This is a genomic window from Brevibacterium sanguinis, from assembly GCF_039528855.1.
Taxonomy (GTDB): Bacteria; Actinomycetota; Actinomycetes; order Actinomycetales; family Brevibacteriaceae; genus Brevibacterium; species Brevibacterium sanguinis.
The window spans coordinates 183,776-196,384 of sequence record NZ_BAAAMB010000007.1 but is presented as its reverse complement, the minus strand read 5'-3'; the positions used below and the strand labels follow the sequence as shown (position 1 = coordinate 196,384).

The window sequence follows — 12,609 nt, the reverse complement described above, 5'->3', positions numbered from 1 at the left end:
CAGAACCCGTGGCTGCTTAGGAAACCAAGAAAAAGAGCCTCTACGAAACCCGGGGCTTGACAGGTTGATGGCCCTTGCCAAGATGTGCTCCCGGCCATAAGAAGAGGCATGGTCCTGTTGGGTATTTGCCGTGTTCGCCAGGCCGGAGCATAACCTCATCGGGCGCCGGTGGAATCGGTGACGCCATGACTTGGCTCTGCCGCGACGTCATGGTTTTCAATATTCCAAATGAAGAAAACCGCGACTCTGTACTGGTTACGGCCAAGGCACCGAGAAAGCCAGTGGCCTCTGCAACCTATGCCATCGACCGAGTCGGCAGGTCCCAGATCACCGGACCCGATCAGTTCGATTCGATGTGTGTCAGGGCCCTGCGGCGCTGGCAAGGACTGCCGGGCATCGTGGCGGGAATCTTCCATGATCCGAACCTCGCCTATACGCCTGAGGCGGCTGCGGCGCATTCGGGCCCGCCAGCACTGGGCCGGGGGGCGTGATCTGCGGAAGGTCCATGGCGAAATCGGCTCCGAAATCGCCATCGAGGTGGCGCAGAATCACCTCGGATGTGGCGCAGAAGCACATCGCGCCCGCCCGCGTGGGCCGAGCGGCCTCTCGCTGACGAGCGCGATGGAGTGGAGCGGGACAGAGAACCGAGACGGGTCAGTGAACCGGGTCCGACAGCCGGCCAGAGAGTTCTGACCCCGCGCAGCCAAACCGGCCGTCCCGACCGACCCGACCGACCCGTCCTCAGCCCACCGGCCAGCGACATCCCTACTTGACGACGAGCACCGGGCAGTCGGCCTCGAGGATGACGCGCTGGATGCTCGACCCGAGCAGCAGCTTCATCATCGTCGACCGCCGCCGGGTGGAGAGGACGATGAGCTCGGCCGCCCACTCCTCGGCGAGGTCGAGGATCTGGGAGGCGACGTCGGAGTCCGCGCGCTGGATCTCGAAGGGCACGGCCGCCTCGGCGAGGATCCCGGCCAGCTCCTCCGTCTCCGCGGGATCGTTGTCCATCGGACCGGCGGGACTGTCGGTGGAGAAGACGACGATCCGCAGGGCCGCCTCCTCCCGTCGCGCCGCGGCGATCGCCTGCGTGAGCACGGCCGCGGGGGCATCGTTGCGGTAGGCGACGACGACGGTCCTGGCGATGTCGTCGATGTCTGCCGAGCCGGCGATGCGCAGCGACGGCACGGGCCGGTGCCCGGTCGGAGTCGAGTAGAAGTCGGTCATGAGCAGCGGTCCCCTATCCGATCGCGATGACGCCGATGAGCACGCCGACGGCGAGCATGACGAGCGAGACGACGAGCGCCCTCCACAGCACCTTCTTATGATGGTCGCCGAGGTCGACGCCGGCGAGCGAGACGAGCAGGAGGATCGCGGGCACGAGCGGCGACTGCATGTGCACCGGCTGACCGGTGATCGAGGCACGAGCCATGTCCGCGGCCGAGATCCCGTAGTGCGCCGCGGTCTCGGTGAGGACGGGCAGGATGCCGAAGTAGAACGCGTCATTGCTCATGAAGAACGTCGCCGGGATCGACAGGAGACCGGTGATGACGGCCATGTACGGTCCCATCGCCTCCGGGATGACGTCGACGAGCCACGCGGCCATCGCATCGACCATGCCGGTGCCGCTCATGATTCCGGTGAGCACACCGGCGGCCATGACCATCGCGACGACGGCGATGATCGCCGAGGCGTGCGAGGCGAGCTCCTCCTGCTGGTCCTTGATCTTCGGGAAGTTGACCATGAGCGCGATGACCATGGCGATCATGAACAGGTACGGCAGCGGCAGGATGTCGAGGACGAGGGTGACCATGACGGCCACCGTGAGCGCGAGATTGAACCAGAAGAGATGCGGGCGCAGGGTCGCACGGTTGGGATCGAGTGCGGTGTTGGCGAGGGAGGAGTTCCCCTTCGCCGAGGCGGCCGCATCGGTCGCATCGGCACCGTCGTCGGGTCCGCCGACCGAGGTGCTCGCGCCGGTCGTCCCGGCGCTTCCCGAGCCGGTGCCGGCCGAACCGGTGCCGGCCGAACCGGAGCCCGCGGCGGCGCGGGCCGCGGCGCCGACGAGCTCGGACTTCCGCGACGCGGGACGACCGGTGCCGAGTCCGGTCACCCAGGTGACGCCGTTCTTCGCGAGGCGGCGACGCTCGGAGAGTCCGAGGAAGTAGGCGAAGACGAAGCAGACGAGAAGACCCACGAGGAGCGAGGGCACCATCGGGGTGAAGATCTCGTTGGCGTCGATCTGCAGCGCCGAGGCGGCACGCGCCGTCGGTCCGCCCCACGGCACGATGTTGAGCGTGCCGTTGATGAGACCGGCCACACAGGTGAGGACGACCGGCGACATCTCGAGCCGCTGGTAGATCGGCAGCATCGCGGCGGTGACGACGATGAACGTCGTCGACCCGTCACCGTCGAGGGAGACGGCACCGGTGAGCAGCGCCGTGCCGAGGACGACCTTGACCGGGTCATTGCCGGCGATCTTGAGGATGAACTCGACGAGCTTGTCGAAGAGCCCGACATCGATCATGATGCCGAAGTAGATGATGGCGAACAGCAGCAGCGCCGCCGTCGACGACATCGATGCGATCGCTTCCATGACCATCTCGCCGATTCCCAGACCGGCGCCGGCGAAGAGACCGAAGATGGTCGGGACGATGATGAGCGCCAGGATCGGCGAGAGGCGTTTGGTCATGATCAGCGTCATGAAGACGATGATCATGGCGAAGCCGAGGATGACGAGCACGGACTTCTCCTTCGAAGACGTTTGTGAACCGCCTGTGGATTTTGTGAGGCGCGATACACGCTAGGGCCGACCGGCCGGACCGCGCGCGTTTAAGTGCACTGATCGCGTTCTGCCCGTTCTGTCCCTTTTGCGCATTCTGCTCAGCACTGGCTACTGTGGAGGAGTGCCACGCTCCTCCCGAGCCTTCTCGCGCCGTGTCCTGCTCAGCCAGCTCGCGGTCATCATCGCGACCCTCGCGCTGGTCACCGGTGTGTTCTCCTGGATGGCCGCCCAAGCGGTGACCGATGTCAGCGAGACCGAGGCACTCGCCACCGCCCGCACGCTGGCCTCGGCGACGGCAGTCCGGGAGGGCGCGACCCGCGCCTCGGCGACGGAGGAACCGGCGTCGGCGGAGATCACGGACCCGCTCGGCGCGATCGCCCGCGACGTCCGCACCCGGTCGGGCATCGAATTCGTCGTCATCACCGACGACCACGGCCTGCGCCTGACCCACCCCAACCAGGATCTCATCGGCCAGCGCGTCTCGACCTCGCCCAAGGAGGCGCTGGCCGGACGCGAAGAGGTCACGCAGGAGGCGGGCACGCTCGGCAGCACGGTGCGGGCGAAGGTCCCGATCTACTCGAGCACCGAGGACGGCACCGTCGTCGGCGAGGTGTCGGTGGGCATCCACACTTCCGTCCTCAACGCCGACCTGCGCCGGGAGTTCATCGCCCTCGGCTCGGTCACCGTGCTGGCGCTGGGCATCGGCATCTTCGCCTCCTTCGCCCTCGGACGCCGCCTGCGCCGGGAGACCCTCGGCGTCGGACCCGAGGAGCTCGCCGAGATGGCCCGCGACCAGGGCGCGGTCCTGCGCGGCCTCGATGACGGTGTGCTCGGCTTCGACTCCGACAATGAGCTCACCCTGAGCAATGCCGCGGCCCGTGACCTCCTCGCCGGCGACGCCGCCATCGACGACGAGCGCCGCCGCACGATCGACGACGTCCCCCAGGCGATCCGGACGATGATGGCCGAGGCCCCCGAACGCGGAGCGCTGCGCCGGCGGGTCAGCGTCGGGGACAAGATCCTGCTGGCCACCGCCGTGCGCGTGCGCCGCGACGGCGTCGAGGTCGGCGGTGTCGTCACCCTCCGCGATGAGACGACGATGCTGACGATGGCCCGGCAGCTCGAATCGGTCACCGCGATGGCCGAGGCGCTGCGCGCCCAGCGCCACGAGTTCGCCAACCGGCTCCACACCGTCCTCGGCCTCGTCGACACCGGCGCCACCGACGAGGCCCGCAGCTACCTCGAGTCGATCCTCGGCACCGGCCCCCTGACCACCCCGGTCGAGGGGATCGAGACGATCACCGACCCGTACCTGCGCGCCGTGCTCGAGGCGAAGGGCACCACCGCCGCCGAGGCGGGGGTGAGTGTGCGCGTGGCCCCTGACTCCCTCGTCGTCGGGCAGGTCACCGACCCCGAGGACGTCACCCTCGTCCTCGGCAACCTCATCGACAATGCGGTGCGCGCGGTCGTGCGCAGCCGGTCCGCCGACCCGGTGCGCGACGCCGCGGCCGACGCCGACCCAGCCAGCGGAGCCGCCGCCCCAACCGCCGACCCAGCCGACGACACGACGGAGCCGGGAACCGCCTCGGCGCGGGGACCCTTCGAGGGCAGGGACCCGGCGACGGCGAAGCTGCCGTCCGGCAACGGCGACCAGGTCGTCGAGGTCCAGCTGCTCAGCGCCGACGGGGAGCTGCACGGTCTCGTCACCGACACCGGGATCGGCATAGACGCAGCCGACGCCGAGCGCATCTTCGACGAGGGCGTCAGCGGTGACCGCGAATCCCAGCAGGCCGCCGGCGGTGACGGCGTCGAGGCCGCGCACGGGCACGGCCTCGGCCTGGCGCTGTGCCGCCGGGTGGCGAAACGACATGGAGGGCGGGTGTGGCTCGTCGACGGCCACGATCCGGTGATGGGCGGCGCGAGCTTCGGCGTCATCCTGCCCGACGTCCTCGTCGGCGACGCAGACGATGTGCAAGGAGTGAGCTGATGGTCAATGTTCTCGTGCTCGACGACGACTTCTACGTGGGGAAGATCCACTGCCAGTACGTCAACGACGTCGCGGGCTTCCGCGCGCTCGACCCGGTCCAGGATCTGCGCACGGCGCGCAAGGTCCTCGCCGAGGAGGAGGTCGGCCTGCTCCTCGTCGACTACGTCCTGCCCGAGGGCACCGGCGTCGACCTCATCCGCGAGACCGACGTCGACGCGGCCGTGCTCTCCGCCGTCGCCGACCCGCAGATCGTCCGCGCGGCTCTGCGCGCGGGTGCCCTGACCTACATCGTCAAGCCGTTCGCCGCCGATCATCTCCACGGCTTCCTCCGCCGCTACGCCCGCTACCAGCGGTTCTGGGAGCGGGAGAAGGTCGCGCAGTCCGACCTCGACCGGCTGCTCCGCAGCCTCCACGACACCTCGGCGCCGGGGTCGACGTCGTCACCGGGCACGAAGTCGTCGACGACAGGGCGGATCCTCGACGCCCTCGAGGCGACGAAGCGGCCGATGACGGCCATGGAGATCGCCGAGGCGGTCGGCGCGTCCCGCGCGACCGCGCAGCGGCATCTCGCGAAGCTCGCCGAATCCCGGGCGGTCACCGTCACCCTGCAGTACGGCAGCACCGGCCGGCCGGAGCACCTCTACCAGACGGGCTGAGCCGCGACCCCGCGGTCGTTCCGGATGGCACTGAGCGCTCCCGCGGTGGATCCAGCTCGATGATTCCGCGAAGTTCGAGCTGGATCCACCTCGCTGAGGCCGGTCGCGACCCCGCAGTCAGCCGAGTTCGCGCTCGACCTCGTCGATGGCCTGCCGGTCGTCGCGGCTGAAGCGCTTGAGCTGCGTGACGTGGCGCGGTTCGAGTTCGGCGATCGTCGAGACCTGGAGGAGCTTCATCGTCCGCTCGATCTGCTCGCGGAGGATCGCGATCGTGCGGTCGACGCCCTGCCGGCCACCGGCCATGAGCCCGTAGAGGTACGCGCGGCCGATGAGCGTGAAGTCCGCGCCGAGGGCGAGCGAGGCGACGATGTCGGCGCCGTTGCGGATGCCCGTGTCGAGCATGATCTCGATGTCGTCGCCGACCTCGCGCACGACCTCGGGGAGGAGTTCGAAGGGCACCGGTGCGCGGTCGAGCTGCCGGCCCCCGTGGTTGGACAGGACGATCGCGTCGACGCCGAGGTCGGCGAGCTTCTTCGCATCGGCGAGCGTCTGGACGCCCTTGACGGCGAACCGGCCCGGCCACATCTCACGGATCGTGGCAAGGTCGTCGAAGTCGATCGTCGGGTCCATCGCGGAGTTGATGAGCTCGCCGACGGTGCCCCCGGTCTCCGACAGGGACGCGAATTCGAGCTTCTCCGTCGTCAGGAAGTCCCACCACCACCAGGGGCGGGGAATCGCGTTGAGGACGACCTGCGGGGTCAGCTGCGGCGGGATCGAGAACCCGTTGCGGCTGTCGCGCAGACGGGCACCGCCGACGGGGGTGTCGACGGTGAAGAAGAGGGTGTCGAAGCCGGCCGCAGCGGCGCGTTCGACGAGGCCGTAGGAGATCTCGCGCTCGCGCATGACGTAGAGCTGGAACCAGTTGCGGCCGTACGGGTTGGCGGCCCTGACGTTCTCGATCGAGGTCGTGCCGAGCGTCGAGAGCGTGAACGGGATGCCCGCGGCGCCGGCGGCCGAGGCTCCCGCGATCTCCCCCTCGGTCTGCATGAGCCGCGTGAATCCGGTGGGAGCGATCCCGAACGGCATCGCCGAGCTGCCGCCGAGGATCTGGGTCGTCGTGTCGACGTGGGAGACGTCGTTGAGGATCGCGGGATGGAACTCGATGTCCTCGAAGGCCTGCATCGAGCGCTGCATCGAGATCTCGCCCTCGGCGGCCCCGTCGGTGTAGTCGAACGCGGCGGCAGGGGTGCGCCGTTTCGCGATCTTGCGCAGATCCTCGATCGTCAGCGCCGCATCGAGCCGACGCTTCCGACCGTCGAGTTCGAACTTCTTGAACTTCATCAGTTCGAAGATCTCCGCGGGCTTGGGGATCTGCCGCTTCATGGGTGGGCTCCTTCGCGTCGTCGAATGCGTATGACATTTATGAGGTCAGACCATTAATCTGAGCATAGGACCGTGGTCGGGAACGCGTCAAGAGCGTCCCGGCGCCGAGGCGGTGGCCGACGAAGGGAAGGGACGAGGAGTGAGCGAAGCGAACGAGAGCATGAACGATGTGCGCCGTGCGTCCGACGACCGCGCGGCCGGACCGGCCTCCGACCGGACCCCCGAGCCAGCGCCCGAGCCGACGCCGGACAGCGCCGCGGGTCCGTCACCGGCGTGGAGGCCGGTCGTGCGCCCGAGCACGCATGAGCTCGTCATCGACGCGATCGAGGAACAGATCATGGCCGGGTCCCTCTCCGTCGGGGACCCGCTTCCAGCCGAACGCGAGCTCGCCTCCCAGCTCGGAGTGAGCCGGGCGAGCGTCCGCGAGGCCCTGCGCGTGCTCGAGAGCCTCGGCGTCGTGCGCTCGAGCGGAGGATCCGGGCGCGGGGCGGGCACGTTCATCGCCTCGCTGCCGAGGGAGGCCCTCACCCGGTTCCTCCGCCTCCACGTCGCGCTGACGAACTTCAGCGTCGACGAGGTCATCGAGACCCGGATCCAGCTCGAGCGCTCGAGCGCCGCGCTCGCCTCGGCGGGCGCCGACGACGATGCGCTGGCCCGGATGAACGCACCGCTCGCGATCATGGACACCCCGGGAGTCAGCCTCGAGGTGTTCAACGACGCCGACACCGCCTTCCACGTCGCGATCGCCCAGGCCACCGGCAATCAGCTCTTCTCCGACCTCACCGGCGCGATCCGCAGCTCGCTGCGGCGACCGATCCTCGCGGCCTTCCAGGCGGTCGACGACCCGGCCGCGCTCATGGACTCACTCCAGGAGCAGCACCACGCGATCATGGCGGCGATCGTCGCCCACGACGCCGAGCGCGCGGCGCAGCTGACCGAGGAGCACATCCTCACCGCGGCCGCCGCACTGCCGGCCCTCGCGGACCCCCGCGGCTCCGGCACCTGAGCACCGGCTCGCCCCGAGGACATCCCGCACAGCACATCCAACACGGGCCCCGCCTCGGCACCCGAGCACCGGAGCCGCGCACGGGAGGTCACTCGACCGCGTGACGCCCGGTCACCTCGGCGGTCTCCTCTTCGATCCGCTGCCGATCGGCAGCGCGCTTCGCCTCGTCCTTCTCCGCCCTGCGCGCCGCCCGGCGCTCCTTGCGCCTCTCGACGAGGAGGTAGAGGGCGGGGACGAGGATGAGCGTGAGGACCGTCGACGAGGTGAGCCCGCCGATGACGACGATCGCCAGCGGCTGGGAGATGAACACTCCCCCGCCGGTCAGCCCCAGTGACATCGGCACGAGCGCGAACACCGTGGCCGCCGCGGTCATGAGGATCGGGCGCAGGCGCAGACGGGTGCCGTGGACGATCGCATCCTCGAGCCCCATGCCGTGCTCACGCAGCTTGTTGATGAGGTCGATGAGCACGATCGCATTGGTCACGACGATGCCGATGAGCATGAGCAGGCCGATGAGCGAGGGGATGCCCAGCGGCGTGCCCGTGAGCAGCAGGAGGAGCACGGCACCGGTCGCGGCGAACGGGATCGACACGAGGAGGATGAGCGGCTGGATGAAGCTGCGGAACGTCGCGATCATGACGAGGAAGACGAGTGCGATCGCCACGAGCATCGCGAAGCCGAGCTGACTGAACGACTCCGCCTGCTCCTGGCTGGCACCGCCGACGTCGAAGCTCACTCCGGCGGGCAGGTCCATCGTCGTCGACACCTGCCCGGCTGCGGCGGTGACGGCGTTGAGCTGACCTTCGGCGGGCGTGGCGAACACCGTGACCTGGCGGTCGCCGTCCTCGCGGGCGATCGTCGCCGGCGTCGTCGTCTCCGTCACCTCGGCGATGTCGTCGACGGTGATGGGATCGCCCTTGATGTCGGGGATCGCCTCCTGCTCGTCGGCGAGGCGCTCGTCGGCGGCCTGGGACTCGCGGGCCTCGGCCTGGCCGTCGATGATGTCGTCGATCGCCTGATTGGCATCGCGCAGACCCTGCTCCGCCTGATCGACGCCCTTTTGCGCCTGGTCGATCTGATCCTGGCGCATCTCGTCCGGGCTCTGCGGCGGCGGTGGATTCTGCACGTCGCGCAGCGCCTGCCGGGCCTCTTCGAGGGCGTCGGCGGCGTTGTCGCGGGCTTCCCGGGCGGACTCGAGCTGCTCGGCCGAATCGTCCTCGGCCTTGCGCTGGGCCTCATCGGCCCGCCGGTCGGTCTCCTCCTTGACGCGGTCGGTCGCATCCTCCTGGGCGTTCTTCGTCTGCACCTCGGTGACGGGCAGCTCGAGGGCGCGGATCTCATCCGGTGAGGCATCGGGATGCGTGGGCGCGATGACGATGTCGCGCTCCTTGCCCTCGAGGGTGAGCGTTCCGGCCTGCGCTCCCTGGAGTGCTGCGGACACGGCCTGCCCGACCTCGGCCTGGCTGAAGCCGAAGTCCGCCGCCTTCTCCCGGTCGACCTCGACTGAGATGATCGGCTGATCGGCGGCGAGGTCGTTGCGGGCGTTCGACACACCCGGCGTCTCGGCCATCCGCTTGGTCACGGCGTCCGCGGCCTCGCCGAGGGCACCGAGGTCGGAGCCGGAGAGCTTGATCTCGACGTCCTCGTTCGCTCCGCCGCCGGCGCTCTGGACGTTGATGTCCCCGGCGTCCTCCCCGAGGCCCTCGAGCTGGCTGCGGATCCGGTCGGTCGCCGCCTGCGCATCGGAGTCCTCGGCAAGCGTGATGTTGAAGGTGTTCTCGGCGCCGGTCTCGGGCCCGTTGATCGTCGTCGAGTACGCCTCGACGTCGCCGTCACCGGCGAGGACGTCCTCGACCTGCTTCGCAGCGGTGTCGCTGGCTTCGAGGGAGGCGCCGGCGGGCAGGGTCTGGGTGACGGCGAGGGAGTTCTGCCCGGCCGACCCGAGCAGGTCCGTCTTGAGGAAGGAGGCGAGGACCATCGTGACGAGGAAGATGACGACGGAAAAGACGATCGTCCGACCCGGGTGACGGAGAGCGGCGAGGATCGCCGGCAGACCGCGCTGCTGGAGCCGGTCGATCCGGTCGGAGGCCTCCCCGTCGCCGGGGACAGGACGAACCGTGGCCACCGGTACGGCGGCCGGCAGCGGGTCCCGGCCCTTGGCGGCGCGCTTCTCGTTCCGCTTGTCGATCTTCGCCTGCCGGCGCTCGGCGCGCTTGACCGACTTCTCGTCCTGGCGCTGCACCCACGCCTCATAGCGCTCGTCGGCAGCGGCCTGGCGCTTCGGCGAGAGCGGTTTGGGGCTGCGGCGCAGCACCCAGTAGCTGAAGACGGGCACGATCGTCAGGGCCACGAGCAGGGAGGCGAGCAGCGCGAGGGTGACGGTGACGGAGAACGGGCGGAAGAGCTGGCCGGCGATCCCGTCGACGAAGGCGATGGGCAGGAACACGGCGACCGTCGTCAGGGTCGAGGCGGTGATGGCCCCGGCGACCTGTTTGACGGAGGCGACGATGTCCGCGATCGTCAGATCGTTGGTGCCCTGGCGCCGCCGGATGTTCTCGATGACGACGATCGAGTCATCGACGACGCGGCCCACGGCGATCGTCAGGGCGCCGAGGGTGAGGATGTTGAGCGTGTAGTCGCCGACCATGAGCCCGATCATCGCGATGAGCAGCGACATCGGGATGGAGATCGCGGCGACGATCGTCGACCGGAACGATCCGAGGAACGCGAGGATGACGAGGATCGCGAAGAGGAGGCCGAGGCCGCCTTCGACGGAGAGGTCCTTGATCGACTTCTCGATCTCGGGGGCCTGGTCGAAGATCGTCGTGAATTCGACGTCGGGTCCGAGCTTCGGCCCGACGGTCTCAAGGACCTCGCCGACCCGGTTCGAGACCTCGACGACGTTGTCGTCCTGCCCCTTCGTCACGGCGACGGTGACGGCATCCTTGCCGCCGGCGCGGGAGAGCGAGGTCTTCTCGACCGAGTCGAGGGTGACATCGGCGACGTCCTTGAGCAGCACTGTGCCGTCGGCCGTGCGGATGGGGGTGTTGCCGATCTGGTCGACGGCGTCCATCTGGGTGCCGACCTCGACGGCGAGCGATCGGTCGCCCTGCCCGCTCTGACCGGCGGGCACGACGGTGCTCGCGCCGGTGAGCTCATCGGGCACCGAGGCGGTGACGACGCCCTTGTCGTTGACGTCGTCCGGGCGGAAGGTGATGTCGACCCGCTGCTCGGCCTGGCCGGTGACCTCGACGCCGGCGACGCCGTCGGCGGCCTGAAGCTCGGGGACGAGGTCCGTCTCGAGGCGATCCCCCAGGGCCTGCGCGTCCCCACCGCCGGAGACGGCGAACATCACGACGGGGAAATCGTCGATCTGCTGGGACAGGACCTCGACCTCGGCGTCGTCGGGGAGGTTCGACTTCGCCGCATCGACGGCGGAGCGGACGGAATCCGTCATCTTCTCCGAGTCCTTGCCGAAGGGCCAGGTCACCGAGGCGGTCATCATTCCCGACGACGACGTCGTCTGCACGGAGTCGAGGTCGCCGACGGCCTCGAGCGCCGTCTCCAGCGGCTTCGTCACGGTCTCCTCGACGACCTCGGGAGAGGCGCCGGGGACCGTGGCCTGCACCGTGGTGCCGGGCAGGTCGATCGAGGGCATCGTCTCCTGGTTGAGCGAGGTCGTCGCGACGACGCCGAAGACGGCGATGACGAGGGTGAGCAGTCCGATGATGAGGCGATTCTTCAGGCTCATCCTGGTCAGCTGGGACACGGGTTCCTCCGGGTCGTAACGGTTTTCGGGCGCGCGGCAGCGCCGAGCGTCAGGCGGGAAGTGCGCGGCGGAGGGCGGTGGCCCGGCTCGCCGTCAAGCAGTCTTTCATTCGGGAGGGGACGTGCGCGTCACCCGAAAGTTGCCAATCGCCTCCACCCATCGGGGGATATTCGACGCAGCGTTCAGCAGTCTCTCGGGGGATGCTCATGATTCGAGCATAGGGTCGCGCCGATCACGCCACAGGGGTGTTATCCCCCGTCTTCGACCTGCGGAAACGCCCATCCCATCGCCGCCCACCGGACCTGTCTGCGATGATGCGGTCATGGGCGGTTCGGATTTCCTCAGCCTCGATCCCACCTCGGCGCCGGAGCGCGGGCGGACGGGATGGCTCACGGACCGGCTCCGGGAGGCGATCGCCGAGGCGACTCTGCGGCCGGGGACCCGTCTGCCGGCCACCCGTGAGCTCGCTGCCGAGCTCGGGTTCTCCCGGGGAACCGTCGTCGAATCCTATCGACGGCTGACCGAGGAGGGTCTCCTCGAGACGAACCGCGGCGCCGGCACCGTCGTCGCCAGTCGGCCGGGTCCGCCTCCGGCCGCACCGAGTTCCCGCATCGACGAGAGGGGCCGGAGGCGTGCGGTCGACGAGACCCGGTCCGCAGTCGTCGACATCTCCAAAGGCGCACCCGACCTCAGCGCGTTCCCGCGTGCGGCGTGGTTGCGGGCCGAACGCGAAGTGCTCGCCACCGCCTCGAGCGACGACCTCGGCTACGCGGACCCGCAGGGCGTGCCCGCCCTGCGGCAGGCACTCGCCGCGTGGCTGGCCCGCAGCCGCGGCATGACCGTGGGCGCCGAGCGCATCATCGTCACCTCCGGGGTCACCGGGGCGATCAGCTTGCTCTGCCAGGTGCTCAGGGACCGCGGGCTCACCGAATGCGCCCTGGAGGACCCCGGCGCCGACGGCAACCGCCGCATCCTCGACTACTGGCTCGACCGCCTCCACCCGATCCGCGTCGACGGCGAGGG

The 12,609-nt window shown here is 69.3% G+C and carries 9 protein-coding genes; 5 read left to right on the top strand and 4 right to left on the bottom strand.

Going from position 1 to position 12,609, the window contains the following annotated elements; genetic code table 11:
• Positions 1-185: 185 nt before the first annotated feature.
• The gene (locus ABD154_RS09085; protein WP_344251147.1) at positions 186-491 is read left to right on the top strand and encodes a hypothetical protein; all 306 of its coding nucleotides are present in this window, start codon (positions 186-188) and stop codon (positions 489-491) included.
• A 274-nt stretch (positions 492-765) separates the two neighbouring features.
• Here ABD154_RS09085 and ABD154_RS09080 read toward each other — a convergent pair whose 3' ends face one another.
• Positions 766-1,227, bottom strand: a complete 462-nt coding sequence (locus tag ABD154_RS09080) for a universal stress protein (protein ID WP_344251146.1) — start codon at positions 1,225-1,227, stop codon at positions 766-768.
• A 13-nt stretch (positions 1,228-1,240) separates the two neighbouring features.
• Positions 1,241-2,743, bottom strand: a complete 1,503-nt coding sequence (locus tag ABD154_RS09075; RefSeq protein ID WP_344251145.1) for a CitMHS family transporter — start codon at positions 2,741-2,743, stop codon at positions 1,241-1,243.
• 163 nt (positions 2,744-2,906) lie between these two features.
• Between ABD154_RS09075 and ABD154_RS09070 the strand changes: the two genes are divergently transcribed.
• Entirely contained in the window at positions 2,907-4,772 is a 1,866-nt protein-coding gene (locus ABD154_RS09070; protein ID WP_344251144.1) for a sensor histidine kinase, read from the top strand.
• On the top strand, positions 4,772-5,428 hold the full coding sequence (locus ABD154_RS09065; protein WP_198499774.1) for a response regulator: 657 nt from the start codon (positions 4,772-4,774) through the stop codon (positions 5,426-5,428). The genes ABD154_RS09070 and ABD154_RS09065 overlap by 1 nt, the downstream gene beginning before the upstream one ends.
• Positions 5,429-5,545: 117 nt before the next feature.
• Here ABD154_RS09065 and ABD154_RS09060 read toward each other — a convergent pair whose 3' ends face one another.
• Positions 5,546-6,811: an alpha-hydroxy acid oxidase gene (locus ABD154_RS09060; RefSeq protein ID WP_344251143.1), complete on the bottom strand. Its 1,266-nt coding sequence runs from the start codon at positions 6,809-6,811 to the stop codon at positions 5,546-5,548.
• Between the two features lie 139 nt (positions 6,812-6,950).
• Between ABD154_RS09060 and ABD154_RS09055 the strand changes: the two genes are divergently transcribed.
• A complete protein-coding gene (locus ABD154_RS09055; protein WP_344251142.1) occupies positions 6,951-7,817 on the top strand; it encodes a FadR/GntR family transcriptional regulator in 867 nt (288 codons plus the stop codon).
• Positions 7,818-7,905: 88 nt separating this feature from the next.
• Here the strand turns inward: ABD154_RS09055 and ABD154_RS09050 are convergent, their stop codons facing one another.
• Positions 7,906-11,568 carry an efflux RND transporter permease subunit gene (locus ABD154_RS09050; RefSeq protein WP_344251141.1) on the bottom strand — a complete coding sequence of 1,221 codons (3,663 nt, stop codon included), beginning with the start codon at positions 11,566-11,568 and terminating at the stop codon, positions 7,906-7,908.
• A gap of 340 nt (positions 11,569-11,908) precedes the next feature.
• Here ABD154_RS09050 and ABD154_RS09045 point away from each other — a divergent pair.
• A partial coding sequence (locus ABD154_RS09045) for an aminotransferase class I/II-fold pyridoxal phosphate-dependent enzyme (RefSeq protein WP_344251140.1) occupies positions 11,909-12,609 on the top strand: 701 nt, incomplete at its 3' end.